Source organism: Pseudoxanthomonas sacheonensis (genome assembly GCF_010093305.1).
Classification (GTDB): domain Bacteria; phylum Pseudomonadota; class Gammaproteobacteria; order Xanthomonadales; family Xanthomonadaceae; genus Pseudoxanthomonas_A; species Pseudoxanthomonas_A sacheonensis.
On record NZ_PDWS01000023.1, the window covers coordinates 23,619 to 50,605 of the forward strand.

24 protein-coding genes and 1 tRNA gene are annotated in these 26,987 nt (G+C 60.7%); 4 read left to right on the top strand and 21 right to left on the bottom strand.

The window, feature by feature from the left end:
- Positions 1-88 precede the first annotated feature (88 nt).
- From CSC73_RS16740 to CSC73_RS16790, 11 genes are all read right to left on the bottom strand, one after another.
- Complete coding sequence (locus CSC73_RS16740; protein ID WP_163842728.1) at positions 89-517, bottom strand: hypothetical protein; 429 nt, start codon at positions 515-517, stop codon at positions 89-91.
- A 35-nt stretch (positions 518-552) separates the two neighbouring features.
- On the bottom strand, positions 553-2,298 hold the full coding sequence (locus tag CSC73_RS16745; protein ID WP_163842731.1) for a methyltransferase domain-containing protein: 1,746 nt from the start codon (positions 2,296-2,298) through the stop codon (positions 553-555).
- Positions 2,299-2,328: 30 nt separating this feature from the next.
- The gene (gene asnB, locus CSC73_RS16750; RefSeq protein WP_163842733.1) at positions 2,329-4,122 is read right to left on the bottom strand and encodes an asparagine synthase (glutamine-hydrolyzing); all 1,794 of its coding nucleotides are present in this window, start codon (positions 4,120-4,122) and stop codon (positions 2,329-2,331) included.
- Between the two features lie 10 nt (positions 4,123-4,132).
- Entirely contained in the window at positions 4,133-8,908 is a 4,776-nt protein-coding gene (locus CSC73_RS16755; protein WP_163842736.1) for a class I SAM-dependent methyltransferase, read from the bottom strand.
- 79 nt (positions 8,909-8,987) lie between these two features.
- Positions 8,988-10,391 (bottom strand): ABC transporter ATP-binding protein, encoded by a 1,404-nt coding sequence (locus CSC73_RS16760; protein ID WP_343042741.1) that lies wholly within the window; start codon positions 10,389-10,391, stop codon positions 8,988-8,990.
- Positions 10,381-11,214, bottom strand: coding sequence for an ABC transporter permease (locus CSC73_RS16765; RefSeq protein WP_246197552.1), 834 nt, complete (start codon positions 11,212-11,214; stop codon positions 10,381-10,383). Before CSC73_RS16765 ends, CSC73_RS16760 begins: the two co-directional genes overlap by 11 nt.
- A gap of 64 nt (positions 11,215-11,278) precedes the next feature.
- A complete protein-coding gene (locus CSC73_RS16770; protein WP_163842739.1) occupies positions 11,279-12,460 on the bottom strand; it encodes a cystathionine gamma-synthase in 1,182 nt (393 codons plus the stop codon).
- 99 nt (positions 12,461-12,559) lie between these two features.
- Positions 12,560-13,930 (bottom strand): pyridoxal-phosphate dependent enzyme, encoded by a 1,371-nt coding sequence (locus CSC73_RS16775; RefSeq protein ID WP_163842742.1) that lies wholly within the window; start codon positions 13,928-13,930, stop codon positions 12,560-12,562.
- A gap of 629 nt (positions 13,931-14,559) precedes the next feature.
- Positions 14,560-14,778, bottom strand: coding sequence for an HP1242/YdcH family protein (locus CSC73_RS16780; RefSeq protein ID WP_093286560.1), 219 nt, complete (start codon positions 14,776-14,778; stop codon positions 14,560-14,562).
- A gap of 346 nt (positions 14,779-15,124) precedes the next feature.
- Positions 15,125-16,015, bottom strand: a complete 891-nt coding sequence (locus tag CSC73_RS16785; protein ID WP_163842745.1) for an OmpA family protein — start codon at positions 16,013-16,015, stop codon at positions 15,125-15,127.
- Positions 16,012-16,407 (bottom strand): DUF4398 domain-containing protein, encoded by a 396-nt coding sequence (locus tag CSC73_RS16790; protein ID WP_163842748.1) that lies wholly within the window; start codon positions 16,405-16,407, stop codon positions 16,012-16,014. The genes CSC73_RS16785 and CSC73_RS16790 overlap by 4 nt, the downstream gene beginning before the upstream one ends.
- A 94-nt stretch (positions 16,408-16,501) precedes the next feature.
- Here CSC73_RS16790 and CSC73_RS16795 point away from each other — a divergent pair, with 94 nt between their 5' ends.
- A complete protein-coding gene (locus tag CSC73_RS16795) occupies positions 16,502-17,644 on the top strand; it encodes a PilT/PilU family type 4a pilus ATPase (protein ID WP_163842751.1) in 1,143 nt (380 codons plus the stop codon).
- 162 nt (positions 17,645-17,806) lie between these two features.
- Here CSC73_RS16795 and maiA read toward each other — a convergent pair whose 3' ends face one another.
- The 6 genes from maiA to rplM form a co-directional block, all read right to left on the bottom strand.
- Positions 17,807-18,475: a maleylacetoacetate isomerase gene (gene maiA / locus CSC73_RS16800; RefSeq protein WP_163842754.1), complete on the bottom strand. Its 669-nt coding sequence runs from the start codon at positions 18,473-18,475 to the stop codon at positions 17,807-17,809.
- Positions 18,476-18,576: 101 nt separating this feature from the next.
- Positions 18,577-19,566 carry a fumarylacetoacetate hydrolase family protein gene (locus CSC73_RS16805; protein WP_163842757.1) on the bottom strand — a complete coding sequence of 330 codons (990 nt, stop codon included), beginning with the start codon at positions 19,564-19,566 and terminating at the stop codon, positions 18,577-18,579.
- Positions 19,567-19,722: 156 nt separating this feature from the next.
- The gene (locus tag CSC73_RS16810) at positions 19,723-20,460 is read right to left on the bottom strand and encodes a 2OG-Fe dioxygenase family protein (protein WP_163842760.1); all 738 of its coding nucleotides are present in this window, start codon (positions 20,458-20,460) and stop codon (positions 19,723-19,725) included.
- A 113-nt stretch (positions 20,461-20,573) separates the two neighbouring features.
- Positions 20,574-20,648: transfer RNA gene (locus CSC73_RS16815), tRNA-Gln, on the bottom strand.
- Positions 20,649-20,669: 21 nt separating this feature from the next.
- Positions 20,670-21,062: a 30S ribosomal protein S9 gene (gene rpsI, locus CSC73_RS16820; RefSeq protein WP_163842762.1), complete on the bottom strand. Its 393-nt coding sequence runs from the start codon at positions 21,060-21,062 to the stop codon at positions 20,670-20,672.
- A 2-nt stretch (positions 21,063-21,064) separates the two neighbouring features.
- On the bottom strand, positions 21,065-21,493 hold the full coding sequence (rplM, locus tag CSC73_RS16825) for a 50S ribosomal protein L13 (RefSeq protein WP_093286536.1): 429 nt from the start codon (positions 21,491-21,493) through the stop codon (positions 21,065-21,067).
- A gap of 267 nt (positions 21,494-21,760) precedes the next feature.
- Between rplM and coq7 the strand changes: the two genes are divergently transcribed.
- Positions 21,761-22,402, top strand: a complete 642-nt coding sequence (gene coq7 / locus CSC73_RS16830) for a 2-polyprenyl-3-methyl-6-methoxy-1,4-benzoquinone monooxygenase (RefSeq protein WP_163842765.1) — start codon at positions 21,761-21,763, stop codon at positions 22,400-22,402.
- 98 nt (positions 22,403-22,500) lie between these two features.
- On the opposite strand, the gene sugE is transcribed toward coq7, so the two are convergent.
- A complete protein-coding gene (sugE, locus tag CSC73_RS16835; RefSeq protein ID WP_163842768.1) occupies positions 22,501-22,818 on the bottom strand; it encodes a quaternary ammonium compound efflux SMR transporter SugE in 318 nt (105 codons plus the stop codon).
- Positions 22,819-22,989: 171 nt separating this feature from the next.
- Entirely contained in the window at positions 22,990-23,784 is a 795-nt protein-coding gene (speD, locus tag CSC73_RS16840; protein WP_093286533.1) for an adenosylmethionine decarboxylase, read from the bottom strand.
- 142 nt (positions 23,785-23,926) lie between these two features.
- On the opposite strand from speD, the gene crp reads away from it, so the two are divergent.
- Positions 23,927-24,613 carry a cAMP-activated global transcriptional regulator CRP gene (gene crp / locus CSC73_RS16845; protein WP_163842771.1) on the top strand — a complete coding sequence of 229 codons (687 nt, stop codon included), beginning with the start codon at positions 23,927-23,929 and terminating at the stop codon, positions 24,611-24,613.
- A 223-nt stretch (positions 24,614-24,836) separates the two neighbouring features.
- On the top strand, positions 24,837-25,211 hold the full coding sequence (locus CSC73_RS16850) for a TFIIB-type zinc ribbon-containing protein (protein ID WP_163842774.1): 375 nt from the start codon (positions 24,837-24,839) through the stop codon (positions 25,209-25,211).
- Between the two features lie 107 nt (positions 25,212-25,318).
- Here the strand turns inward: CSC73_RS16850 and CSC73_RS16855 are convergent, their stop codons facing one another.
- A complete protein-coding gene (locus tag CSC73_RS16855) occupies positions 25,319-26,056 on the bottom strand; it encodes an HAD-IB family phosphatase (protein ID WP_163842777.1) in 738 nt (245 codons plus the stop codon).
- Entirely contained in the window at positions 26,049-26,846 is a 798-nt protein-coding gene (trpC, locus tag CSC73_RS16860) for an indole-3-glycerol phosphate synthase TrpC (protein ID WP_163842780.1), read from the bottom strand. Before trpC ends, CSC73_RS16855 begins: the two co-directional genes overlap by 8 nt.
- Positions 26,847-26,987 lie beyond the last annotated feature (141 nt).

The window sequence follows — 26,987 nt, forward strand, 5'->3', positions numbered from 1 at the left end:
ACCGCCGGCGCATGAAGGATTCATTGTGGGAATAAAATCGAAGCCGCACATTCGGCGGCTTCGGTTCTCAGAAACTCAGAGATGCGAGTCAATGCGTCTCAGGCGGGCTTGTGGCATCCGCTGATGACGGCGCAACGGCAGGCTCTGTTTCCGGAAGCGGCCTGGGATCCTCCGGAATGGCGTTGAATTCTTCGCTGGTGATGTATATGACATCGGTAGCCTTGTAACCGTTGGCTTCGAGCCAAGTGGCCTCCGTTATCCAACGGCGCTTACCGTCCTTGACCAGAAACCAGCCATCATCCTTTCCACGACCCGCATCCGGTTGATGGACGATCTTGCCGTCGTACTTCGTGGCCGCATCGACAGGCGCTGGTTCCGGGGCCGCTACAGGCTCGGTCGCCGCCGTTGCCTGGTCCGCAGGCGCCGGAACCGTTTCCGCGTCCTTCTTACAGCCGCCTGCGGCAACCATTATGCCCACCACAAGCGACGCGATTGAAACCTTGCTCAATGTACGCATGGATTTACTCCTCATTAAATAGGGTGTGAACCGTACTACTGTAGCCGCTGTCCGGTTAATGTCATTTCAACAATGAACTCGTTAGCCCCAACCTTGGTGTCCTCGACGATTACGGACTCGAAAGCGGGTATGTATTCGTTAACGACGTAACCGAGCAACGTCTTCATGCTGTCCGGAGTGAACGTGAAGCAGTGCACATCGGCAGTGGACAAATCCGTGCTGTCGGCGATCTCGGTTGCGTGCTCCAACGTGCGCGCAGGCTTTGGCTCGTAACTCCCTTCCCATATGCCCGTGGTGTCCGCCTGGAAATCGGAGTTTGCATACGCGTCGATGAACATCGCACGGTTCGGACACCTCAAGCGAGCCTCATGGGCCGCAACGATATCCCCAACACTTGAAACCGCACGGAGGACGTCGAATGTGTAACGCTTGTCTGGCACGTACATGACGATCTTTCCGCCAGGCTTCAGCAGGCGGGACGATGAAATGAAGAACTGGATGAAGTCCGGGACATGTTCGATAACGTGGCTGGACACGATGTAGGAAAGGCTGCCATGAGGCAGAACCTCATCTATGAGCCGATCGCCCAATACGACATCGACTGGGACAGGGGTCCCACTCAGATAGGTCGCTATGGTGCTATGGTCCATCTTGTCCAGATAAGTCACGTTGAACTGCGATTTCTCGAGCATGGGATGCGAACCGGGAGACAATTCAATGCCAGGTTCGGACTTCAAACCCTTCAGCCTATCGGTTATCTCGGACTTGCGGTCCCTGACAGGCGCATCGATCTCCTTCCCGATCAGTCGCGGATCCATACCCCCCGTCTCCAGATAGGTGTAGTCCATGTTGGACAACCCCCTCTCCTCGAGCGTAACCGGCGAACGCACCCAACGGAGTTTGCCTTCCTCGACCGCAAAGATCTTTCCGCGATCCTCGCGCGACAATGCGAACGTAGCCTTACCTTCCAGACCTTCAACGGCCAATTCGTTGATCAGCCCCCTCATTTCCTGCTTGATCTCCATCAACCTCTTCATGCGTGCGCTCTGCGCGTCGGCCGACTTTCCGACTCTGAAGACCCCCCGGTGCTCGCTCCCGCTGCGATAACCATCATGCAGGTAAAGCGCCTCGGCGGACAATCCCAACACCGCAGCCGCCGTGCGCACGACGAACTCCAAGGTATCGGCATTGAACGTATGCCAATGCAGATCGTTCTGCTCGCTATGCAACGCCGCGAAGACCAGCGAGGCGGATTCCATTTTGGTCTTTCCTTCCAGGCCGCCTACGTCGATCCAGCTCCAAAGAAAACTGCAGATGTGCTCCCTGCTCTCATAGTCGTCTTCGGTGACTCCATACGAGTAGTCGAGCAGGAAGTGTGTCGGCGGGGTCAGTAATCTGAGATTATCGGGTGTCTGATGTCGGTTCGGCAGGCTCAGGAACAAAGTGCCGCCATCCTCAATCATCCCCAACCATTCCACCAGCGTTGCGATCACGTTCGCGCTGTGCTCCAGCACGTGGTGTGCGATCAGGAAATCGAACTTCTCATGAGATATGCCCGACAGGCTTTCGACGCCAATGGCTTGATCGGAACCGAAATAGGCCCGCAACTCTTCGTCGCTGCGCTTGTCGGCGTACCTGACGGACGAACCCGGCGCGGTCCTGGTGGGAACCAAACCTGCGCCTATCTCTAGTCCCTTGCCCTTGCAGAATAACTCCCCGAGCTGGTCGCGTGACGGGTTCGCGGGCACGTTGTATGAAGGCAAGTGCGCGTCTTGTTTCATGGGTTCGTCTCCGGAATCCGACTTAGCATGTCAAATGGCCACGTTGATGGGTACGTCTGCTTCATGGATCTGCTGCAATGACCGACCGAGGCCGCTCTGCCACTGTAACAGCACGAGAACCGTCCATAACCAAAGGGATTGCTCCCTTCTGCCGGAAAAGTGATCGTTGAAGTCTTCGATCAATTGACCGTAATCGATATACTCCGAGAACGGCCCTTCCTTGCTCTCGAGGAGATAGCGGAATCGATCTTTGAGGCGCCCGAGAAGTTGCGAGACCGGCACCGAGAACCCCATCTTCTTTCGGCTGATCACCGAGGGCGGCAAGGATTCGGAGAACGCTTTCCGGAGCACGGATTTACCGCCAATAGCGTCCATCTTGAGTGCGTCGGGCAGGCTGGCGGCGAACTCCACGATCCCGGTAGTAAGGAATGGGAAGCGTCCCTCCAGCGAGTGCGACATCAATATCTTGTCGGCCTTTGCCATCAGGTTTTCCGGCAACCAGGTCTTCTGATCGAAGGCAAGCATTCCACTCAATGGCGCCCGCTCGTCATAGTAGATTTTCTGCAATAAGTTGCGGCTTGGATCCTGCTGGAAATTGAGCGGCAAGTGACGGCCATGGAAGTACCAGCTGGACGCCATGAAATGGCCGAACCGGTCTAGTGGGCGAGTCCGGTCAGAACCCATACCCAGTGCGTACTGCGGATATCCTGCGAACATCTCGTCGCTGCCCTCCCCCGACAGCACGACCGTGACTTGGCTCTTGATCGACTCGCAAAGGATATGCAAAGGAAAGCATGCGGGATCGGCGATAGGCTCGTCCATCGCCGCCACCACGCGATCGAACCGGTTGACGATTTCGTCAGGTGTCGTTTCCACAGCGACGTGGGGCAGCCCGAACCTGACTGCGACTTCCTCGGCGTATTGGAATTCGTTCAGATCAGGAAAACCGATACTGAAAGACGTCATGGACACACCGATGTCCGCGCAAAGTGAAGCGATGGCGCTCGAGTCCAGGCCACCGCTGAGCAGCAGGCCCACCGGGACTTCCGACATTTGTTGCTGCTTGACCGACTGACGCAACATCAATCGCAGTTCGTCAGCCGCGTCTTCGAGCGACAGTGGACTGCCCCCCGTATCCTCAGGCAGATCCCAATACCTCCAGGTCGTCGCCAGCTTGTTTTTGATGCGGACGTAGCACCCTGCTTCTATCCGGCGTATGCGCTTGAAGAACGTCCTGGGCGCGGTGACGTAGCGATAGGTGAAATAAGAAGCAAGGCCGACGCTGTCCACTTCAAGGTCCAGGCCCCGGACATTCAGCATAGGGCTCAGCTCGCTGGAGAAAAGCCACTGAGACTCGTCCTCGTACAGATAAAGCGGCTTGATGCCCAGCTGGTCGCGAACCAGGTGGAATTCGCCCTCATCAGACGTGCGGTAGTCCCAGATGAAAGCGGTGAACATGCCGTCCAGACGCCTGAAACAGTCCGCCCCGTCCCGTTGGAACAAGGCCAGCAAAACTTCCGTATCGCAGTCGGTGAGGAATTTTACTCCCTGGTCGACAAGTTCGCTCTGCAGCGTCTTGAAATTATAGATTTCACCGTTATAGGCCAGTCCGAGCTTTCCGTCCGCAGTGAACATGGGTTGCTGCCCATGGGCCGCATCGATGATGGAAAGACGTCTGTGCACGACGGCGAAATGCTCTCCCACCCGAACCCCGCCATCGTCCGGTCCACGGTGAAAGAGCATTTCTCCCAGCTGCGTCAAGGATTGGACGGCGACGTCCGAAATGCCGCCGGCCTTGGATACATAACCCGCAAATCCGCACATATTTCAGTCCTTATCCTGCTATCCGTGCCAGCAGTTCGCTCCACTCGGAGAGGTAGCGGTCCTGGTTGAATATCTCCCGTGCGGTGCGCAGGGAGGCTCTTCCCATCCGTCTCCTGCCGGCTTCGTTCGATTTCAACCAATTCAATTGCTCGGCCAACTCTTCGGCGCTATCGCCATAGAATCCATTGACACCGTTCTTGATGAACATGTCGATATCGTGGTTTCTGAGCGAGACCGAAACCGCGCCAGTGAGCATGGCTTCCGTACGCGACCGCGGCATCGGCGATCGCACGCTCGTATTCAGATATACGGGGTACCGACCGATCTGGCGCACGTAATTCTGATATTTGGCATGCGCCCATCGCTCGGCGCCTACTGAAAACTCCATATCCGGATCAGGCGTCCTCATGCACTCGAGGGCTATACGCTCCCCGACCAATCGACTAATCGCCTCGTAAATGCGCAAGCCATTGTAGTGAGGGCGATTCTTCATGGCCTGGTACTGCATGACCAGAACCTCCAGATCATGCGTGCCGGGATTGAACTCGCTTGGCGCCAAGCCGTGCCAGATGGTCTGGCTATTCTCGAAACCCCATTCATGCCTGGCCTGATGGCTGTTGCAGACGACGAACACGTCCCGCAGCCGGTCCACCAGTTCAATCCGATTCGACTCAAGCATCCTGCCCAGGTCCGGCAACGCATAGTCATTGTCGTATTGGCCTGCGAACTGCGGAGTGCCATGACAAATCGCAATCTTGGGCAGGTCGACGTTGTCCAGGAACCACGCGAGCGTATTCCCCCAGTCCATCGGTACCAGTCCATGACACAGCTCGGGATGCAGCACGTTTTCGTCGAAATGCAGGATAGCTACGTCGAATTCGCGTGGATCCACTTTGTCGTACGGCAACATCCGGCAGTTGCCGGGCATCGGTCGCTTCTCCCATTCCCAGTGATCGCAGAGCCCGGTGCCGGTTCCGGTCAACAGAGTGAAGTCATGGCCGCTCTTGTAGAGCTCGTATTGATGCGGGACATGCCAGCGATGCGTCAGCACTCGCAGTCGCCGCTTGCGCTCGATCAGAACGGGTGCCTGCCTATAACGTATGAATCTCCGGTCAAGCCAACGGAAATCTTCGTTGTCTTCCAGCTGCGAACCAACGGACCTTGCCCATCCGACGATCGCTTCATAGGTCCTTACGCTCCAAGTCCTGGACGTCAATAGAATGTCGGGATGCTTTTCGAACAACCGTCTGTAGTTGCGCAAGGAACGGAGCGGCTTCTCGGCTTCATTTGCCGAGGACTCATGGCTGACATGAATAGAAACGGTATCCGGAAGATAGTTGATCCTTGCACCGGCGAGATACAGCCGGTAACCCATCTCGACGTCTTCCCAGCCAAAGCCGGAATCAGGGCTAGACGAGTAGCTGAAGTCCTCGTCGAACAGTTCACCCTTGAGCCTGTCTTGCACGAACTGCTTCTTGATCGAGAAATTGCGCGTGATGCAATTCACGAAGGATTCCCGGTTCAGCTCGTCTTGCGGCAGTCCATTCTCCTCCGCCAGGTGGACGGCCGTCTCGTACCGGGTCAGGACAGACAGTGCCGGATCCCCGTTGGTCTCTATGTTGATCGGGCCAATGGCGACGTCACAACCGTCCACCGTATGCGCCGAATAATGCGACTGAAGGAAGTCCTCATTAAACATGCAGTCTGCGTCGACGATCACGACCACTTCGCCCCGGGCCAAACCGAGACCCTTGTTCCTGCTCCCACAATTCCCTATGTTGCCGTCGTTTGTCACTATTTGCAGATCGAATTTCGATTTCTTTTCCTCGCCAAGCCACGACATGAAGTCCGTAACCACTTGAACCGAATCGTCCGGACTTACGTCGTCTATAAGAAGAACTTCGAAGCGGCCATCGAAATTCTGGCGGGAAAGCGCCTCCAGGAAATATCGGACTTCGTTCTGTTTGCGATACAGGATGGACACGACCGTGACCAACGGACGGGCATCAGCTGGCGCAACGTGGCTGGCCGTTCGTGTCGACTGCCTGAGCAGGCCTAGCCGGGCCGCCTCGTAAATCGCCTTCGCTTCCTGCACGGTCGTAGCGACATCGAAGCGAGGTGCGATCTCGTCACGCGCAAGTTGCCCCATGCGCACGCGCCTGTCCTGATCCTGTACCAAGATTTCAAGACATTGGTACCAATCATCGGCACTTCCCGCCAACATCCCGTTGCGGCCGTGCGATATCACTGTTCGATACGGATCCGTGGGTGAGGCAATCGTCGGGACAGCAAGCATCGCAGCCTCGAACACCTTCAGTTCGCTCTTGCATTGCGTGAATGCGTTGGATGGCTCCAGCGGAGCCAAGTTGATATCGACCTCCGAAAGCAACTCCAACATCTTGTCGTGGGGCATCAGTGGCAAGGCGCGTATGCGGTCCTTGAGCGAACTCAGGATTTCGGGCAGCTCTAGATGACCGACGATCTGAAGCTCCACGTTCGGATAGCGGTCCAAAATACCGCCGAGTGCAGCTGCACATACCGCGAAATCCGCTTCATGCGTCTTGGTTCCGCTGAAATAGCCGATTCGAACGGCGCCATCCGCTTTCTTGGCGCCGCGCGCTTTAATCAACCTTTCCGCACTCCTCGATTGCTCGATGCCGATGCTGTTGGGAAGCACGTATGCCGACGCTCCCGCTCGCACGACCTCCTCCTTTAAGGCCGCAGTCGACACGGTCACGGCATCGCAAAGCAGCATCGTTTTCCGAATGCGATCAAGGAATGACAAAGTCTGCTGCCTGGACACATCATCGATCGACTGAGTGAAGCGGAGCAGGTCCGCGCGCGAGGCATCGAATACAAGATCGTCAATATCGAAGATAACGACCGACCCTTTGGCTTTGCACTCTCGGATCAATCCATCCAGCAAGGGCGTCCATGCGACTCTGTTAAGAACGAGGATGTCCGCATCGATTACGCTTTCGGTGGAAAGCTCGGAATCGAGATAGACCCCGGATGCGAAACCATATTTCGCCAAGGCCTCGGCATAATTGTCTACGCGATAGTGCTGCGTCATCGAATCATGCGCATTGATGACATAGGCAATTCTGCAACTTTCCTGCACTGCACTCGGATACTGACGGACCGGGACAGCCTTCACGCCTGCCTGCGCCAGTCCTTCGCCACCATCAGGGCTCTGGGGAGGCGGGAGCGGCTGTCTTGCGGATACCCCTTCTCGTCTCGTGCGGTAATTGGACCTGGATTGCGCCACCGGGTCCAAATGCATTCGAGGCTGGTCGCGAAATTGTCTGAAAGCGAGCGCCTTGTATAAGACCCGCGCGGCACCGCCTTCTCTATAGGCACGGCGAATGCGTCCCGCGAATCCACGCGGACCCCACTCCTTGATGCCAGCGTATGCGTCGACTACAGCCACATAGGAAGCACGTATTCCCTTCTTGGTTCGCTCGACGACGAAATTCCTACGCAGACTCCCATCTGACGACGGCTTCCTGCCACGCGCAGCGCGCGCTTCGACTTCGGACCTGAAGTGCTGAAGTTCCAGGTCACGGGCCTGCAGCATCAAGTCGCGCGACGAGAGAGACTGCTTCAGCTGAGCGGTCCTGGCATCCTGCTCAGTCTGATCTTGGCGCGCTTTGGCAAGGAGTCGCGTGAGGTTCGCGATGCCACTGGCTGCAGTCGTGGATGCCGCCACCAGTTCTTTAATCTGTTCTTCGCGCTCAAGGAGCGCCGCGTCCTTATTAGCCAAGCTACGGCGCATCCCTTCCATGGCTTGGTCATATGCTGCTTGCATACTCGCCATCTGAACGCCGCAGGTTTCCTGCAGCTGCGCCATGTCTAGCTTGAGCATCTCCAGCGCACCCGTGGTCGCTTTGTAAAGCTCATTCAACGCCGCGTGCTCTGCCGACTGCGCGGCACTCTGGCGCGATATTTCGGCGTGCTCGCCCTGCCAATGAGCCGCATTCGACTGACCAGCTTCGGCGGCCGATTTCGCCGTCTCGACACTCTGCGCCAGAGCCGTCACTTCTTGTCGACGCTGCTGCAATTCCACTTCGGCGGCGTCAAGCAGGTATCGCTGGACAACGCTCTGTCCCAACTGGGCGAAGATGCGCTTGACTAGCGTGCCACGCGCGGCCGAACCCCATTCCTCGACCAGAAGCGAGGACTCTCGTGCAGCCTCCGGGCCAACGAACAAAACGCCAAGCCCATGCGAATGAATGAACTCGATGTGGGGATGGAGCGCGCGAAGCTCTTCCCACAATTTCCATACACCAAACCCCCTTTCCCTGACATTGATGTCATGGAAAAGAATCACGCCACGTTCCGACATCTTGGGTAACCAAGTCGTATAGTCGTGGCTAACCGCTTCGTATGTGTGCAAGCCATCGATGTGCAGCAGGTCCACAGTGCCGTCGGCGAAGTAGCCGAGGGCATCGTCGAAGGTCATCCGGAGCAGGCGCGAAAAATCATAGTACTTGCGGTCGTTATAACGACTGAGTTCGATGAAGACATCTTCGCCGTACAGGAAGGAATGCTCGTCTCCCACCCACGTATCCACGGCAAAGCACTTTGTATCGATATTGTTCTCGGCGACCGATTGACAGAACGCCAGGTACGAATTTCCGGAATGGGTGCCGAGCTCGACAAGCACCCTTGGTCGTAGTGCGGCAACCAAGCTTGCGCCGAATGGTATGTGCCCAGTCCATGCGGATAGTTCAAGCCGGTCAGGCTTGATAAGCGCCGCGTCGTTGAGCAAATTATCCAAATTCATCCGCAAAGATCCTCGTCTTTCTTGTGCAAAGCGCACTTTCGTTGCATAAAAACACGTGCCGGGAACAGCCCGGACACGCTCAAATGATGTCAGCCGTTATCCGGGCGGTCACGCTTTCGAACGGTATGCCCACAAGCCCATAGCGCAGCTTGGGCGAAGACACGCGGATCAGAACTGCATCGTGCAACCAGTGATGCTGGATATTCACCCACGGATCGCCATCGGCGACGGAAACCGTCATCGAATAATCTCCGTTGGGAAGAAGCGGCAGCGAAAACGCGAAACTGGCCTCGAAGACCTGCCCTTCGTCCAACTCCAATCCAGGAGAATAGGTATAGGTATGCTCCCCGAACAAGGACTGTCCCAGTCTATCTTTAACGAAGAAACCAATAATGGCGCTTTCTATCCTCTTGAACGCCTTCGCACGCACTGTCAACATCACCCTCTCGCCGCCAGAGAACACGGCAATGGGTTGCTGATCTGCGCTGGAAAGGTTTACCGAGATAATCTCGGCGGCGTCGGACTTCCAGCCATCGGAGTTCGCAATATTGTCGAACAACTCAAGCCGCGTATCCTCATCGACCCTGGCATGCCCCTCCGCCTCCGTAGCCGCACCGACTTTCTGCAGCTTCACGATGTCGCCATAAACCTCGTCTGCGGTGTATTTTAGATAGGCATTCGCCACTTCCAACGCGGCACCCTGCTGACGAACCGTCCCTTGGTCCAACCAGAGCGCTTCGTGGCAGAGATTGATCACCGAACTCGTGTCATGGCTTACAAAAATTAACGTCCCTCGCTCGCGGAAGCTGCGCAGGAAGCGCATGCATTTCTGGGAGAACACCGCATCCCCGACGGAAAGAGCCTCATCGATCACGAGGATGTCCGCGTCGACATGCGCGATCACCGCGAAGGCCAACCGCACGTACATGCCGCTTGAGTAGATCTTCACCGGTTGATCGATGAAATCTCCGATGTCGGCGAATGCAATGATGTCCTGCAACTTCGAATTGATCTGGGTCTCGGTAAGACCGAGCACCGTGGCGTTCATGTAGATGTTTTCGCGGCCGGTGAATTCGGGATTGAATCCTGCGCCAAGCTCGAGGAGTGCAGCGACCTTTCCGTTAACCTCTATCGCGCCGCTGGTAGGAGTCAAGGTTCCGCAGATCATCTGCAGCAAAGTCGATTTTCCCGAACCGTTTCGGCCGATGATTCCTAGGGTGTCGCCCACCCTCACCTCCAGCGACGCTCCCTTGACCGCCCAGAACTCGCGGAAGTACTTCTTTTCTGGCCTGCGTAACAACTTACGTAAACGCGGATAGATGGCCTGCTTCAGCCGGTCCTGCGGGGCCTCGTAGATCTGGTAGCACTTCGTCACATCCGTCAACCGGATCATGACCTTCTTCGAACGAGGCGCAACGACGGCCGAGCCGGTATCGCCATCGGTTCCGTCCAAGGTCGGAGCAAGAGTCATATCAGAGGACATCGGCGAATGCCCTTCTCGATTTCTGGAACCACGCAAACCCAAGCCACGCAACGAAAGCGCTTATGCATGTGGCGACGATCCAGTTGCTCAGGTCCGGAACAACGCCGTAGATGAGCGTATTCCTCGCCTCATCCAGAAAATACACCAGCGGATTCAATGTCATCCATATCTTCAGCTCTGCGGGCATAGCGGAAGCAGGAAAGAAGATCGGCGACAGGAAAAGCAGCATCGTGGTCAACATCGCGGTGACCTGAGTGATATCGCGTACGAAAACGCCGAGAGCGGAAAGAAACCACGAAATACCCGCGACGCCCAGCAGCAGCGGTACCAGCACAACGGGGAACAGCAGCACGGTCCAGGGCAATTGGTGGGCAAACAACAATTCCGCCAGCAATAGGACGACCACGCTGACGAGCATGTGGAAAAGCGCCGATCCACAGGCGACCAGCGGGAGTATTTCAAGCGGGAATACGACCTTCTTAACGTAGTTCACGTTGGATACCACGATCGTCGGCGCGCGGTTTACGCACTCGGCCACGAGCCCGTAAATGATGAGACCGGCAAAGAAGATGATCGCAAAATCGGTGCGGCTCTGCTCCTCGCCTATGCCTGCCCATCGTGTCTGGAAGATCACCGAAAAAACAAAGGTATAGATTGCCAACATCAACAAGGGATTAAAGAAGGACCAAGCCAAACCGATCATAGAACCGCGGTATCGGCCGATCACTTCTCGCTTCACCATCTGCACGATCAGTTCGAAATTGTCACTGACGCTTTTGACTGCCACCAATGGGGAAATCGAATGATTCGGATTGATCAGCACGCCGAATCCTCGCCAATCGTCACGGTGGCGTCAGGATGCCCGGCGCCGGCCTGCCTGCACAGCATCATGCGATCGCTGCCCATAGGTCCTCCCGAAGATCATCGACGGCTTCAATTCCCACGCTCAGCCTGACCAACCCCGGCGTGATACCCAGCTGGCTTCGGCGTGCTTCCGGAATGGAAGCGTGCGTCATGACGGCCGGATGGTTGATCAGACTTTCAACACCCCCCAAGGACTCAGCCAGCGTGAACAGGCGAGTCCGCTCACACATGCGGACAGCGGCTTCAAAGCCACCTGCCAGTTCGACGGAAATTATGCCGCCGTACCCATGCATCTGTCGCGATGCCAGCGCGTGGTGCGGATGCGAAACAAGTCCCGGGTAGATGACCCTGCGGACGTGAGGGTTGGCTTCCATGCGCTCCGCCAACGCCATCGCATTCTCGCAATGCGCCTTCATCCGCAAATGCAGCGTCTTCAACCCGCGCAACGCCAGAAAACTGTCGAACGGTCCCTGCACCGCGCCAATGGAGTTTTGCAGGAACGCCACCTGCTCGGCCAATTCGGTATCGCCGCCCACCACCACCATGCCGCCGACCATGTCCGAATGGCCATTGAGGTACTTGGTGGCCGAATGCATGACTATATCGGCACCGAGCAGCAAGGGGCGCTGCAGGATGGGCGAGGCGAAGGTGTTGTCCACCACCACGCGCAGCCCGTGCTTGCGGGCGATGGCGCAGACCGCTTCGATGTCGACGATCTTCAGCATCGGGTTGGTGGGGGTTTCCACCCAGACCATTTTCGTCTCGGGACGGATGGCGGCCTCGAACGCTGACAGGTCGGTCAGATCCACGAAGCTGAAATCCAGGCCGGCGCTGCGCCTGCGCACGCGCTCGAACAGGCGGTAGGTGCCGCCGTAGATGTCGTCCATGGCGATGACGTGGTCGCCGCTGTCGAGCAGTTCCAGGACCGTCGAAGTGGCGGCCATGCCCGAGGCGAAGGCGAAGCCGCGGCTGCCGCCTTCCAGCGCGGCCACGCAACGCTCGTAGGCGAAGCGGGTGGGGTTGTGGGTCCGCGAGTACTCGAAGCCCTGGTGCACGCCGGGACTGCTCTGGGCGTAGGTCGAGGTGGCGTAGATGGGCGGCATGACCGCGCCGGTGCTGGGGTCGGGCGACTGCCCGCCGTGGATGGCCAGCGTGCCCAGGGCGAGTTGCTCGTCTGCGGCGGGGTGGGTGGGGGATACCGACATGGCCTAATCCTTTTAGACAGCCGGCGATTTTAGCAGCTGGGCCTTAACCAATCGTCCATGCGAGGAAAGGGACACGGCCGTCTCATTTCGGACTGCGACTTATTGAACCCGGCGCCGCAGGAAATTCAGCAGGTCGATACGGGTGATCAGGCCCAGAAAGGCCTCCCCATCGGTGACGATGGCGACCTGGCCGCGGTCGAATACCGGTAGCAGCGCCTCGATGGGCGACTTCATGTCCAGCCGGTCCAGCTTGCTGACCATGGCGGTGGAAACCGGATCGCGGAAACGGGCTTCGTCGCCGTAGACGTGCAGCAACACGTCGCTTTCGTCGACGATGCCGACCAGCTTTTCGCCCTCCATCACCGGCAATTGTGAGACGTCGTACAACTTCATGCGCTGGTAGGCGGTGGTCAGCAGGTCGGTCGGGCTGACCACCACGGTGTCCTTCTGGCTGTACGGGCGCAGGATCAGGTCTCGCAGGTCGCCATGCTGGGCGCGTTCGATGAAACCGTTGTCCAGCATCCAGTAGTCGTTGTACATCTTCGACAGGTACTTGTTGCCGGTGTCGCAGACGAATACCAGCACCTTCTTGGGCGTGGTCTGCTCCTTGCAGTATTTCAATGCCGCCGCCAGCAGGGTGCCGGTCGAGGAGCCGCCCAGGACGCCCTCCTTGGCCAGCAATTCGCGCGCGGTCAGGAAGCTTTCCTTGTCGCTGATGGAATAAGCCTTTTTCACCCGGGTGAAGTCGGAAATCTGCGGCAGGAAGTCCTCGCCGATGCCTTCCACCATCCAGCTGCCCGACTTCTCGCTGATCGTACCCTCGTTGATGTACTGGGTGAGGATGGAACCGACCGGGTCGGCCAATATCAGCTCCACATCCGGCGCATGTTCGGCAAAAGCGCGCGACAGGCCGGTCATGGTGCCGGAGCTGCCGCAGCCGAACACCACGGCGTCCAGCTGCCCGTCCATCTGCCGCAGGATTTCCGGGCCCGTGCCGAACTCGTGCGCGGCCGGATTGTCGGGATTGCCGAACTGGTTGATGAAATAGGCGCCCGGGGTTTCGTTGGCGATGCGCGCAGCCAGGTCCTGGTAGTACTCGGGATGGCCCTTGGCCACGTCCGAACGGGTCAGGATGACCTCGGCGCCCATGGCCTTGAGGTTGAAGATCTTCTCCCGGCTCATCTTGTCCGGCACCACCAGCACCAGCTTGTAGCCCTTCTGCTGCGCCACCAGGGCCAGGCCGATGCCGGTATTGCCGGCGGTGCCTTCCACCAGGGTCGCGCCCGGCTTGAGGTCGCCGCGCTGCTCGGCCGCCTCGATCATGGACATGCCGATACGGTCCTTGATCGAACCGCCCGGGTTGGCGCTTTCCAGCTTCAGGTACAGCTCGCACAGGCCCGCATCCAGGCGCTGGGCCTTGACGATGGGCGTTTCGCCGATGAGTTCCAGGACAGAAGAATGGATGGCCATGCGGAAAGGCGCTCACGTGCGGCTTGGAAGGGACCGGATTATCGCACTGCTCGACGCGGACAGGTTTTAAAAGCTTTGCTCCATCGAACCCGTGAGGGGCGGCAAGCGGATCGGGATAAACCCGAAGGGCGGCGCATAGGAGATGCGCCGTTTCCGGACGGCACATGGATGTGCCTTCCGGAAATTCCCGATCCGCTTGCGGACCCAGCGGCTTCATCGCTGGGCGCGCCGTAGGGCGGCTTTCTTTTGGTTACTTTTCTTTGCCGTTCAAAGAAAAGTGACTCGCGCGTAGCGCGAAACGCTTTTGACCTTTGAGGGGAGAGGGAAAAGAAAAGCCGGGAGCGGTTCCTGCTTCGCGGGCCGACGGCAAAAAGACAAAGCAAGATCAAGATGGATGACCAGCCATTCAGCTGTTGAAGAGCACTTCCAGCTTGACCAGCTGCGCTGTTGAAAACCGCTGGGATGACGACTATGAGGACTATGACGGAGATGGCTTGCTCGAAAGTTCGTTCGCGCCACAAAAAAGCCTGCGAATCGCTTCGCAGGCTTTCATGTTTCGAGTGACGCGGACGGCGACAGCCGACGAGGAGGCTGTCGCCGCCCGCGACAATGGAACGGCGGGGGAGACGTCAGTGGGGTTTGGCGTCGTAGATTCGTATAAGTCGTTCTTTCGCAGCGAGTTTCTCGCGTTTCATCTGACCCAGTGTGGTGTCGTCGATGGGCAGGACGCCCAGCTCGGCATCGGTCACCTTCTTGTTCAGCTCGCGGTGTCGCTGGTAAAGCTGCTTGAACTCGGGGTCGGCCTTCATAAGTGCGTCGATTTCGGTTTGCGGTTGTCCTTCGAACATTTCGTAACCTCCTTCAGCGGAAATACGAACGCCCCGACCTTTGCAGGCACGGGGCGTTGGCTTGGGAGCGGAATATCGGGCGGCGGCGGGCTGCGCATTCCCCGGAATCACCCGCACTGACCTGTCGGCCTGGCGTGGGGTCCTCTGGGTTGTGGGTCAGCGTCATCGGCTCGATCCTCCGGTGAGCCAAGCGATGGGGGTCGCTTGGGTATACGACCCTACTCTTCGAAACCGGGCCCGGCAACCCTCTTTCCAAGTGCTTGATCGGATTGGAAAAGACAGACGACAGCGCGGGAGCCCGGGAACGCAACAAAACAGGTGCAACCCATTGTTTTAAAACTATTTTCTACTGCGCAATCACCACATCGACGGCACGGCTTTTGCTGCCCTCGCCCTTCCCTGTCGATTGAATCCTGGCCTTGGGAATCCCAGCCGCCAGCAGAGCGTCGCGGACCGCATCGGCGCGGCGCTGGCCAGGGGTCTGTTTGTCGCCGAAGCCTTCGATCCTGGCCTTGGCCTTGGGATTGGCCTGCAGGTAGGCGGCCAGCGCGGAAACGCTGGCGGAACCGGCGCTGGAAAGCTTCGCTTGGCCGGCATTGAACGCCGAAGCGGCCAAGGTGAACACCTCGCCCCGGTCCTCGAATCTGGAAGCCGGCAGCTTGGCACCGGACATCAATTCGGCTTCCTGACGGGCCAGCCGCGCTTCTTTCTGGCGCGCGGCGCTGAGCTTGGCGGTCTGCTGGCCGGCAACCGAGCTCAGCATGTCCTCGGCATCCTGGCGGGCCAGCGTCTCGGCCTCGGCGGCCAGGCGCAGGCGTTCGGTCTCTTCGGCCTGGATCTGCGCCTGTACGCGCAGCCGTTCGGCTTCCTGCCGCGCGCGCGCAGCGTCGCGGCGGCTGGCTTCCACCAGCAACTCGCTGCGGGTGCGGTCGAGCCGGTCGGCCTCGCGCCGCGCCGCTTCGGCGCGGGCGGCGGTTTCGGCGATTTCGACGCGACGGTCGGCCAGATACAACGCGCCGTCGCGCTGCTTGCCGCGCGCCTTGGCCAGCACGGCCACGGCTTGCTGCGCCTGCAGTTTTTCGTAGGCGGCGAATTCGGCCAGCTGCGGGTCGGACTGCAATGCGACCAAACGCTGGTTCAACGCGATCACTTCGGGGCGTTCGGCCGCTTGCCCCGGCAACGAAGCCAGCAACAGCGCGCAGGCGAGCATCTTGGCGCTCATCGCATTGGTGCTCATCGCGCGCCCTCCCCCAGCGTGCGCTGAAGTTCGCCGATTTCCTGGCGCCTTTGCTGCACCTGCGCGTTGGCCACCGCTTCGTTGCTGCGCGCGCGGGCCAGATCGGCATCGGCGCTGGCGCGCGCGGCGAGCTCGGGCGCCAGCTTGCGATCGCGGCGCGTGGCGGCGGCGGCTTGCGCCTGGGCCAATGCGCTGCGCGCCGAATTCAGCAGCTCGGGGGCGTACTGGTCGGCATCGGCCTGGTCGGCGCGATTGACCGCCTGCTGCGCGGCGGCCAGCTCCGGCATGGCCGCCACCTGGGCCTGCAACGGTACGGCGAACCCGGCCAGCAGCACGAATGCGCCAACCATCACACACAGGAATCGGCGGAATTGTGCGAAGCTACGATGCATAGGAGTGCCGTGGCGTAAGGGGAATGCGCGGCCATTGTCGGAAGCCTGCGTCGCACTTGCAACGGTGCGGCGCCAATGTTGGGGAACATCGCACATGGATATCGGCTACTTCCTGAAGCTGATGACGGAAAAGAACGCCTCGGACATGTTTTTGACCACCGGGGCGCCGGTCTACATCAAGATCGAAGGCAAGCTGTATCCGCTGGGCAATACCGGCCTGCCCGCCGGCATGGTGAAGAAGATCGCCTATTCGCTGATGGACGAAGGCCAGGTGCCGATCTTCGAGCGCGAACTGGAACTGAACATGGCCCTGGCCCTGCAGGACGCCGGCCGCTTCCGCATCAACGTGTTCAAGCAGCGCGGCGAAGTGGGCATGGTGATCCGCGCGATCCGCAGCGTGATCCCTTCCATCGAAGAGCTGAACCTGCCGCAGGTGCTGAAGGACATCATCATGACCCCGCGCGGGCTGGTGCTGCTGGTCGGCTCCACCGGTTCGGGCAAGTCCACCTCGCTGGCCTCGATGATCGACCACCGCAACAGCACCACCACCGGCCACATCCTCACCATCGAGGATCCGATCGAATACCTGCACAAGCACAAGCAGTCCATCGTCAACCAGCGCGAAGTGGGCCTGGACACGCACGCCTTCCACAATGCGCTGAAGAACGCGATGCGCGAAGCGCCGGACGTGATCCTGATCGGCGAGATCCTGGACGCCACCACCATGGAAGCGGCCATCGCCTTCGCCGAAACCGGCCACCTGTGCCTGGCCACGCTGCACTCCAACAACGCCGACCAGACCATCGAGCGCATCCTCAACTTCTTCCCCGAAACCGCGCACAAGAACGTGCTGATGAACCTGGCGCTGAACCTGCGCGCGGTGGTGTCGCAGCGCCTGGTCAAGGGCGTGGACGGTCGTCGCCTGCCGGCGGCCGAGGTGTTGATCAACACGCCGATGATCCGCGACCTGCTGCGCCGCGGCCAGGTACACGAGATCAAGTCGGCCATGGAAGCTTCGCTTGAGGACGGCATGGAATCCTTCGACCAGTGCCTGTTCCGGATGGTCAAGGAAGGCCGTATCGAGCAGGAAGAAGCGCTGCGCGCAGCCGATTCGCGCGACGGTCTGGCGCTGAAATTCCGCTTGTCCGAAGGCAGCAGCGGCGAACACGACCCTTATGCCGATTACGATTCGGCGTCGTCCGGCAGCTCGCCGCGGATCACTCAGGGTTTCGGTTGAGGCCGTAGAGCGCTCTTGCTTTGCCCCCTTTGGAAAAGGGAGCTACGGGGGGATTTGCTCTGGATCCTTCTTGCGCCGCGCGAAAAGCAAATCCCCCTCAATCCCCCTTTTCCAAAGGGGAGGCCGCTGTGCAGGAAATGTGGAATTGCCAGACTTGCTCGGCTAGGCGATCTGCTGCTGCGCGTCCGGCTGTTTGTCCGGCTGCGCCTCGGTGAAGGCCGGCAGCTCCAGGCAGGCTTTCTCGATGCGGGAAATGGTCGGGAACGCCGCCATGTCCACGCCGAAGCGGCGCGCGTTGAACGCCTGCGGGATCAGACAGCAATCGGCCAGCCCCGGCGTCTGCCCGTGGCAGTACGTCCCTGTGGCCGGATCGCCTTCCAGCAGTGCTTCCATCGCGGCGAAGCCCTCGACGATCCAATGCTTGACCCAGTCGTCGCGCTCGGACTGCGGCACCCGCCAGGTGTGTTCGAAATAGCGCAACACGCGCAGATTGTTGAGCGGATGGATGTCGCAAGCCACCAGTTGCGCCAGGCTGCGTACCCGGGCGCGGTCGCGTGCGGTCATCGGCAACAAGCGCGGCGAGGGCCAGGCTTCGTCCAGATATTCCAGGATCGCAAGCGACTGGCGGATCACGCGTACGCCGTGCAACAACGTGGGCACCATCTGCTGCGGATTCATCTCCACATAGTCGGGCCGATGCTGTTCGCCGCCGTCGCGGAGCAGGTGCACCGGCAAGGTTTCGTAGCTCAGGCCTTTCAGGTTCAGGCCAATGCGCACGCGATAGGCCGCGCTGGACCGCCAGTAGGAATACAGACGCAGTTGCTCGCTCATCCGTAGCTGACCCCATGGTTCAAGGCGATGGAGGGTGCGCGTAGCTGCATGGGTTCAAGCCTGCGGGACCACTGTGACCACATTTGCGCCCGCGCCGGCGTTCAGGGCAAGGGCTGCTGTTCGATCCGCTGCTCAATCGCGCCGAATATGTGACTTCCATCACTATTTTTCATTTCAATCCGGACCACATCGCCGAATTTCATGAAAGGCGTACTGGGTTTGCCGTCCCTGAGCGTCTCCACCGTGCGCTTCTCCGCAAAGCACGAGGCGCCCTTCGAAGTGTCCTCGTTGGCGATGGTGCCGGAACCGACGATGGTGCCGGCGACCAACGGCCGGGTCTTGGCCGCATGCGCCACCAGTTGCGCGAAATCGAACTGCATGTCGACCCCGGCTTCGGGCGCGCCGAACCATTCGCCGTTGATGTGCGTAAGCAGCGGCAAGTGCACCTTGTTGTCGCGCCAGCTCGCGCCAAGTTCGTCGGGAGTGACGAACACCGGCGACAGCGCCGAACGCGGTTTGGACTGCAGGAAGCCGAAACCCTTGTTCAATTCCCCAGGAATCAGGTTGCGCAGCGACACGTCGTTGACCAGACCGATCAGCTGGATGTGCGCGGCGGCCTGTTCCGGCGTCACCGCCATCGGCACGTCGTCGGTGACCACCACGATCTCGGCTTCCAGGTCGATGCCGTAGTCCTCGCTGACCACGCGCACCGGGTCACGTGGGCCGTAGAAGCCGGCGCTGGTGGCCTGGTACATCAGCGGATCGGTGTAGAAGCTCTCGGGCACTTCGGCCCCGCGCGCGCGTCGCACGCGTTCGACATGCGGAAGATAGGCGCTGCCGTCGACGAATTCGTAGGCGCGCGGAAGCGGCGCGGCCAGTGCGTTGAAATCCAGCTCGAACACGCCGTCGGCATCGCCGCTGTCCAGCGATTCGGACAGCGCGTTGAGGCGCGGGGCCAGATTGGACCAGTCCTCCAGCGCGGCCTGCAGGGTCGAGGCGATGCCGGTGGCCCGCACCGCGCGCGCGAGGTCGCGCGAAACCACGATCAGGGTGCCGTCGCGGCCGCCTTCCTTCAATGAACCCAGTTTCATCCGAATCTCCGATAGCTATGCGAACGACTCATTTGTTTCAATTGTAACTAAATAGATTGCCGCCTGCTTCCTTGTAGAGCCGAGCTTGCTCGGCTGCTTTTGATCTCCGCGAGGAGCAAGCCGAGCAAGCTCGGCTCTACAAACCGGTGGCGAGTTTTATTCGTCGCCCTGGAAACTGCCGGCGCGGTAGGTCAGCACCAGGGTATCGCGGTAACCATAGTCGCCCATCGGCCGGATCGGCGTGGATTCGTGGATCACGCGCGCATCGTCCAGCAGCATCAGCGTCCACGGCTCGGTCAGGGTGAAACGCTGGCCATCGGGGCCGTTGGCGTCGAATACGCGGGTTTCGCCGCCGCTGATTCCATGGCGCCCCACCAGCAGCACGGCCACCAGATCCACGCCGTCGCGATGCGCGCCTTCCGGGGTGGGACGGCCGATCCCATCGGCGGTATCGATGCGGAACTGGTGCGCTTCCACGAACCACGGCTGGGGGCCCTTCAACGCGGTGCAGACTTCGGCCAGGCCCTGCAGCAGCTTGCCCCAGGCCGGCTGCGCGACGGTATCGGCCTGCACCGGTTCGAACCAGCGGCGCATGCCGCCGTGCAGCGCGTTGTATTCCACCGACTGCCAATGCGCGCGGTGCGGCGCCTGGGTCAGGCGCCCATGGTCGGACACGAAACAGGAATGACGGCGTTTGCGATAGCTGCCGCCGTCCTTGAGATAGCGGTCGGGTTGCAGGTCTTCCCAGGCCGGCTTCAATGCGTCCAGCGCGCCGGCTTCCAGCGCGCACAGCGTCTGGACGGCGGCGGGCGTAAGCACCGCATAGCCGCGCTCCCGCAACTGCGGCAGCAGCGCGCCCGGTTCGGTGAAAGGGGGAAGAAAGGTGGCGACCATGGATCAATTCACTCCCGACGACATCGACCAGAAACGCAAAAACCCGCACGGGGCGGGCTTCTGCTGCGGAGACGTTTCGCTTGTCTCCGCGTGTGCTGCTTGCGACCTTGAAGTGGCTGCCCCGGATGGATTCGAACCACCGAATGCCTGAGTCAGAGTCAGGTGCCTTACCGCTTGGCGACGGGGCAGTATTGCTTTGAAGCCTGCTATTAACGCTTCGAGAACTGGGTGGCGCGGCGTGCCTTGTGCAGACCGACCTTCTTGCGCTCGACTTCGCGGGCGTCGCGGGTCATGAAACCGGCCTTGCGCAGTTCGGTCTTCAGCGTTTCATCGTACTCCACCAGCGCGCGGGCGATGCCCAGGCGGATGGCGCCGGCCTGGCCGGTGGTGCCGCCGCCGGAGGCGGTGACCTTGATATCGAAGCTTTCGGTGTTCTTGGTCAGCTCCAGCGGCTGGCGCACGATCATGCGCGCGGTTTCACGGCCGAAGAACTCGTCCAGCGGACGGTCGTTGACGGTGATGTTGCCGGTGCCCTTGCGCAGGAACACGCGGGCGGTGGAGGACTTGCGACGGCCGGTGCCGTAATTCTGGGTAATTGCCATGATCAGATATCCAGGACTTGCGGCTGCTGGGCGGCGTGCGGGTGATTGGGGCCTGCGTAGACCTTGAGCTTGCGGTACATCTCGCGGCCCAGGGTGTTCTTGGGCAGCATGCCCTTGACGGCAATCTCGATGACGCGCTCGGGGTGGCGCTCAAGCGCCTGGCCCAGTGTTTCGGTCTTCAGGTTGCCGATATAGCCGGTGAAGCGGTGATACTTCTTGTCGGCCAGCTTGTTGCCGGTCACGTGGATCTTTTCGGCATTGATCACCACCAGGTAATCGCCGGTATCCACGTGCGGGGTGTAGACGGGCTTGTGCTTGCCGCGGAGGCGGCGGGCCAGCTCGGTGGACAGGCGACCCAGGGTCTTGCCTGTGGCGTCGACGAGGTACCAGTCGCGCTGGACGGTCTCGGACTTGGCGCTAAACGTATTCATGAAGGAGCTCGATGTTGTTTGGTCGGGCTGATTGCGCCGAAAACTCCCGGCGGAACTTTGCCACGCGTTGTAAGGGCGGAACGAAAGAGGCGGGATTGTACGTACCGCCGTGCCGCATTGCAACCTCGTAGGTCGGGGCTACGTCCCCGACGCCTGCGCGTCCAGCACCCCGAACGCCCGGCGCGTCGGCCATGTAGAGCCTGCCCCGCACTTGGCATATGGGAGCCGACCTACCGCCCCAGGGGCAAGCCCGGCACAATGGGGCATATGACTTCCCGAGCCCTTTCCCCCCTCGACCGGCTGCTGGTCGACGCCCAGAACGCCCTCGGCACCCTGGCTGGCAAACCCCTGGCCCGCCGACCCAACCCGGCCGCCGACACCGCCGACGTGGAATTGGACGCCAGAGAGCGCCGCCATGCCGCCGGCCTGATGCGCATCAACCATGTGGGCGAGGTCTGCGCCCAAGGACTCTACTTCGGCCAGGCCGCGGTGGCACGCGACCCGCAGACCCGGGAACAACTGCTGGAAGCCGCCCAGGAAGAGACCGACCACCTGGCCTGGTGCGCGGACCGCCTGGAAGAGCTGGACAGCCGCCCCAGCCTGTTCAACCCGTTCTGGTACGCCGGCAGCTACTCACTGGGCGTGCTGGCCGGCTTGCGCGGCGATGGCTGGAATCTGGGTTTCGTGGTGGAAACCGAGCACCAGGTCGAGGCGCACCTGGACGAGCACCTGCAGACCCTGCCCGAAGCGGACCTACGCAGCAGGGAGATCATCAAAGTGATGAAGGCCGACGAGGCCCGCCACGCCGAACACGCCGAACAAGCGGGCGCGCGGGTTCTGCCGCAGCCCATCCCGGCGCTGATGACCGCCGCCTCCAACTTCATGAAAGCCGTGGCTTACCGGCTCTGAGGCCCAGTGCCTTTGTTAGGTAGGAGCGACGCGAGTCGCGAAACTCTTGGCAATTGAGCATCAACGGTTTCGCGACTCGCGTCGCTCCTACGACGGCCCTATGCCGAGGTTAGCTTGAGGCCGATCACACCGCTGATGATCAACGCGATGCACAGCAACCGCGCAGGCGAAGCGCTTTCGGAAAACAGCAGCAAGCCCAGCGTGGCCACGCCCACCGCACCAATGCCGGTCCAGATGGCATAAGCGGTGCCCACCGGAATGGTGCGCAACGCCTGGGTCAGCAGCCACAGGCTTATCGCTGCGGAAACCACGGTACCCACGCTGGGCCACAGACGGGTGAAGCCTTCGGTGTATTTCAGGCCTATGGCGAAGCCGATCTCGAAAACGCCGGCGAGCAGCAGATAGATCCAGGACATGTCGTTCTCCTCGAACGGGTGCGTGAAACGAAAAACGGCCCGTGGCTTTCGCCACGGACCGCCGTCGGTCTTGGTAGTGCAGGCAATGGATTCCTGCGCGCGGGTCGTCCCGCCTTTGTGTGTGATGGCATGCAGGATAACGGGGAGTTCCCGAATCCCGCGTAACCCGGCCTATTCGACCAGGTTGCGCCCGTGGAACAGCTCTTCGATCTCGCGCTTGAGCAGCGCTTCGATCTTCATGCGTTCCTTGAACGACAGGTTCTTGGCCTTTTCCTCGAACAGGTACTGGTCCAGGTCGAAGTCCTTCAGGTGCATCTTGGTGTGGAAGATGTTTTCCTGGTAGACGTTGACGTCGAACATCTCGTAGCGCGACTTGATGTTCTTGGCCAGGAAGTCCTGGATGGAATTGATCTTGTGGTCGATGTAGTGCTTCTTGCCCTTCACGTCGCGGGTGAAGCCGCGCACGCGGTAGTCGGCCACCACGATGTCCGACTCGAAGCTTTCGATCAGGTAGTTCAACGCCTTCAGCGGCGAGATCACGCCGCAGGTGGCCACGTCGATGTCGGCGCGGAAGGTGGCGATGCCGTGCTGCGGATGCGTTTCCGGGTACGTATGGACGGTGATGTGGCTCTTGTCCAGGTGCGCGACCACCGCGTCGGAGATGATCTCCTTGCCGGCCAGCTTCTTGTCGATCACCGGCTCCTCGGAAATCAGGATGGTCACCGAGGCGCCCTGCGGATCGTAGTCCTGACGGGCCACGTTGAGGATGTTGGCGCCGATGATCTCGGCCACATCGGTCAGGATCTGGGTCAGCCGGTCGGCGTTGTATTCCTCGTCGATATAGGCGATGTAGCGCTGGCGCTCCTCTTCCGAGACCGCGTAGCAGACGTCATAGATATTGAAACTCAGCGCCTTGGTGAGGTTGTTGAAACCCTGGAGCCTGAGACGCGGGAGTGGTTTGACCACGGCGGTGATCCCTCTGGGGGAAGCGGCGAGGGGCGCGATTATGCGGCAAACGGGGTGACAGCGAAATGTCCATCTGGCCGGGGTTTGCCGTTGCGTACATATTCAGACTAAGCTTGCAGAACTCACATTTGAATTCCCCCGAATGAGCCTAGGTACACCCATTTCCAACCCTGCGCGCATCGCGTCCAGCCCCCTGACGCCCGATGCCGCCACTATCGAACGCTTCCTGGCCCACTGCCATCGCCGCCGGTACCCGGCGCGGGCGGACGTGTTCCGCCCGGGCGACCCGGCCGGCACCCTTTACTACGTGGTCAGTGGCTCGGTCAGCATCATCACCGAGGAAGAGGACGACCGCGAGCTGGTGCTGGGCTATTTCGGGGCCGGCGAATTCGTCGGCGAGATGGGCCTGTTCATCGAGTCCGACCGCCGCGAAGTGATCCTGCGTACCCGTACGCAGTGCGAACTGGCCGAAATCAGCTATGAGCGCCTGCACCAGCTGTTCGCCGGCACCCTGGTCGCCGACGCGCCGCGCCTGCTTTACTCCATCGGATCGCAGCTTTCGCGCCGGCTGCTGGATACCAGCAGGAAAGCCAGCCGCCTGGCCTTCCTGGACGTCACCGACCGCATCGTCCGCACCCTGCACGACCTGGCCCGCGAGCCGGAAGCCATGAGCCACCCGCAAGGCACCCAGCTGCGCGTTTCCCGGCAGGAGCTGGCCCGCCTGGTCGGCTGCTCGCGCGAGATGGCCGGCCGCGTACTGAAGAAGCAGCAGGCCGATGGCGTGCTGCATGCCCGCGGCAAGACGGTGGTGCTGTACGGCACGCGTTGAAAGCACCAGTTTGGGGATTGGAACAGGCGGGCTTCGGCCCGCCTTTTCTTTGCCTGATCGCCAGCGCTTGCTCTTGCAGGAGCGGGCCTTGCCCGCGACGCTCTTTCCTGAACCCTGTAGGGAAAAGCGTCGCGGGTAGGGCCCGCTCCTACAGGGGGCGCCTCTCGCTTGCGCTTGGGCAACTCGGGTATCTTCGCGCCGTCATCCTACTGAGGTCCCCTGCATGCAATGCCCCAAGTGCGCCGGCACGATGGAACGCGTCACTCATTTGGCCTGGCACGCCCAGCGCTGCACCGAATGCAAAGGCCTGTGGTTCGACATGGGCGATTACGAGCGCTTGAAGGACTACGCCGAAGAAATCGACACAGGCGACGCGCGACGCGGCGAGGCCACCAACGAGATCGACCACATCGACTGTCCGGTCTGCGCCGGCAAACGGCCGCTGATCCGCATGGTCGATCCGCAGCAGCCGCATATCTGGTTCGAGAGCTGCAAGAACTGCTACGGGCGCTTCTACGACGCCGGCGAGTTCCGCGATTTCGCCGAACACGATTTCCACGACCTCATCCTGGACTGGAAGGCCAAACCCCGCGATTGACATAGGGTGGGCCCTGGCCCGCCATTGCCATCTTCACGCTTGCGATGGCAAGTCGCGAACAGAGCAAGGCAACCGTACCGCGCCGCAATGGTGGGCCAGGGCCCACCCTATAAGGGCGAGGCGACCGGATCCCCAGCGCGGTCCTTGCATCCCCAGTTGAGGATCGGCGTCCCCGGGGGCAACGCGCTCCGGAACATCGCCACGCGCTTGGCCTTGGGATTCACCACCACCGGCGCGCGCGCGGCCTGCAGCAACGGCAGATCCGCGCTGCTGTCGGAATAGGCCACGGCGATCTCGCCATAGCCGCGTTCCTGCAGCATCCGGACTTTTTCTTCGTTGTGGCAATGACGCCGGGCGCCCATCGCACCGAAGCGCGGACCGACTGCGGTGCCGATCACCGGCACGTCCTGGTGGGTGACGCAGGCCAGGATGGCGCGTGCCAGCTCCGGCGGCGCGCCGGTGGCGATGACCACGCGGTCGCCCGATGCCCGGTGTCCGCGCAGCACTTCCAAAGCGATCGGCAGCAGGCGTTGGCGGATTTCTACCTGGTGCGTGGCCACATACAGGTCGATCATGGAATCGAAGCTGCGGCGTCCATGCAAACCGAACGTACCGATCCAGACATAGCCGGTGATGCCGCGGCGCCTCGTCGGCAGGAACGCGACCATCGGCCCCAGCAGCGGCGTCGCCAGCAGCGCGACCAGGATCCGCAACGGGTTGCGCTTCAACAGCCAGCCCAGTACGTGGCTGAAGGAGTCGCCGTCGTACAGGGTGTGGTCGAAATCGAACACCACTACCGGCGCTTCGTCGCGCGGCGTCGGGAATTTCTGTGCAGCTTCACTCATAAGGGAAGAATAACTGACGCAACGCCTCGCCCGGTTCATCGGCGCGCATGAAAGTCTCGCCGACCAGGAACGCATGCACGCCGGCCGCGCGCATCCGGGCGATATCGTCGGCTACGACTATCCCGCTCTCGGTGACCAGCAGGCGGTCCTTGGGCACCGCGTCCTTCATCGCCAGCGTATTGTCCAGCGACACTTCGAAGGTGCGCAGGTTGCGGTTGTTGATGCCGATCAACGGCACCGGCACCTGCAGCGCGCGTTCCAGTTCGTCTATGTCGTGCACTTCCACCAGCACATCCATTTCCAGCTGCATGGCCAGGCCCGAAAGGTCGACCAGCTGGCTGTCGTCCAGCGCAGCGACGATCAGCAGGATGCAGTCGGCGCCCAGCGCGCGCGCTTCATATACCTGGTAAGGGTCGATGGTGAAATCCTTGCGCAGCACCGGCAGGGTACAGGCGTCGCGCGCCTGCTGCAGGTAGGCGTCGGCGCCCTGGAAGAAATCCACGTCGGTCAGTACCGACAGGCAGGCCGCGCCGCCGAACTCGTAGCTCATGGCGATTTCGGCCGGCCGGAAATCCTGCCGGATCACGCCCTTGGACGGGCTGGCCTTCTTGATCTCGGCGATCACCGCTGCGTCGCCGGTGACGATACGCTCGTGCAGGGCATCGGCGAAACCGCGTACAGGCGAAGCATCGTTCGCGCGCGCGACCACTTCGGCCAACGGCGCGCGGACGCTGCGTTCGGCGATTTCTTCGGCCTTGCGGGCGAGGATGGTGTTGAGGATGTCGCTCATTCAAAGTCCTGTTTTATGCCCCTCCCCTTGCGAAGCAGGGGGAGGTTGGGAGGGGGTTGCTCTTGGCGGAATGTCGGAAGCCCAGGAGCAAGATCAAGAGCAACCCCTCCCCAACCCTCCCCTGCTTCGCAAGGGAGGGGG

What these genes read in the sequence shown, in the direction of transcription:
- CSC73_RS16740 (WP_163842728.1), bottom strand. Translation starts at nt 517, where the DNA reads ATGCGTACATTGAGCAAGGTTTCAATCGCGTCGCTTGTGGTGGGCATA.
- CSC73_RS16745 (WP_163842731.1), bottom strand. Translation starts at nt 2,298, where the DNA reads ATGAAACAAGACGCGCACTTGCCTTCATACAACGTGCCCGCGAACCCG.
- asnB (WP_163842733.1), bottom strand. Translation starts at nt 4,122, where the DNA reads ATGTGCGGATTTGCGGGTTATGTATCCAAGGCCGGCGGCATTTCGGAC.
- CSC73_RS16755 (WP_163842736.1), bottom strand. Translation starts at nt 8,908, where the DNA reads ATGAATTTGGATAATTTGCTCAACGACGCGGCGCTTATCAAGCCTGAC.
- CSC73_RS16760 (WP_343042741.1), bottom strand. Translation starts at nt 10,391, where the DNA reads ATGTCCTCTGATATGACTCTTGCTCCGACCTTGGACGGAACCGATGGC.
- CSC73_RS16770 (WP_163842739.1), bottom strand. Translation starts at nt 12,460, where the DNA reads ATGTCGGTATCCCCCACCCACCCCGCCGCAGACGAGCAACTCGCCCTG.
- CSC73_RS16775 (WP_163842742.1), bottom strand. Translation starts at nt 13,930, where the DNA reads ATGGCCATCCATTCTTCTGTCCTGGAACTCATCGGCGAAACGCCCATC.
- CSC73_RS16780 (WP_093286560.1), bottom strand. Translation starts at nt 14,778, where the DNA reads ATGTTCGAAGGACAACCGCAAACCGAAATCGACGCACTTATGAAGGCC.
- CSC73_RS16785 (WP_163842745.1), bottom strand. Translation starts at nt 16,015, where the DNA reads ATGAGCACCAATGCGATGAGCGCCAAGATGCTCGCCTGCGCGCTGTTG.
- CSC73_RS16790 (WP_163842748.1), bottom strand. Translation starts at nt 16,407, where the DNA reads ATGCATCGTAGCTTCGCACAATTCCGCCGATTCCTGTGTGTGATGGTT.
- CSC73_RS16795 (WP_163842751.1), top strand. Translation starts at nt 16,502, where the DNA reads ATGGATATCGGCTACTTCCTGAAGCTGATGACGGAAAAGAACGCCTCG.
- maiA (WP_163842754.1), bottom strand. Translation starts at nt 18,475, where the DNA reads ATGAGCGAGCAACTGCGTCTGTATTCCTACTGGCGGTCCAGCGCGGCC.
- CSC73_RS16805 (WP_163842757.1), bottom strand. Translation starts at nt 19,566, where the DNA reads ATGAAACTGGGTTCATTGAAGGAAGGCGGCCGCGACGGCACCCTGATC.
- CSC73_RS16810 (WP_163842760.1), bottom strand. Translation starts at nt 20,460, where the DNA reads ATGGTCGCCACCTTTCTTCCCCCTTTCACCGAACCGGGCGCGCTGCTG.
- rpsI (WP_163842762.1), bottom strand. Translation starts at nt 21,062, where the DNA reads ATGGCAATTACCCAGAATTACGGCACCGGCCGTCGCAAGTCCTCCACC.
- rplM (WP_093286536.1), bottom strand. Translation starts at nt 21,493, where the DNA reads ATGAATACGTTTAGCGCCAAGTCCGAGACCGTCCAGCGCGACTGGTAC.
- coq7 (WP_163842765.1), top strand. Translation starts at nt 21,761, where the DNA reads ATGACTTCCCGAGCCCTTTCCCCCCTCGACCGGCTGCTGGTCGACGCC.
- sugE (WP_163842768.1), bottom strand. Translation starts at nt 22,818, where the DNA reads ATGTCCTGGATCTATCTGCTGCTCGCCGGCGTTTTCGAGATCGGCTTC.
- crp (WP_163842771.1), top strand. Translation starts at nt 23,927, where the DNA reads ATGAGCCTAGGTACACCCATTTCCAACCCTGCGCGCATCGCGTCCAGC.
- CSC73_RS16850 (WP_163842774.1), top strand. Translation starts at nt 24,837, where the DNA reads ATGCAATGCCCCAAGTGCGCCGGCACGATGGAACGCGTCACTCATTTG.
- CSC73_RS16855 (WP_163842777.1), bottom strand. Translation starts at nt 26,056, where the DNA reads ATGAGTGAAGCTGCACAGAAATTCCCGACGCCGCGCGACGAAGCGCCG.
- trpC (WP_163842780.1), bottom strand. Translation starts at nt 26,846, where the DNA reads ATGAGCGACATCCTCAACACCATCCTCGCCCGCAAGGCCGAAGAAATC.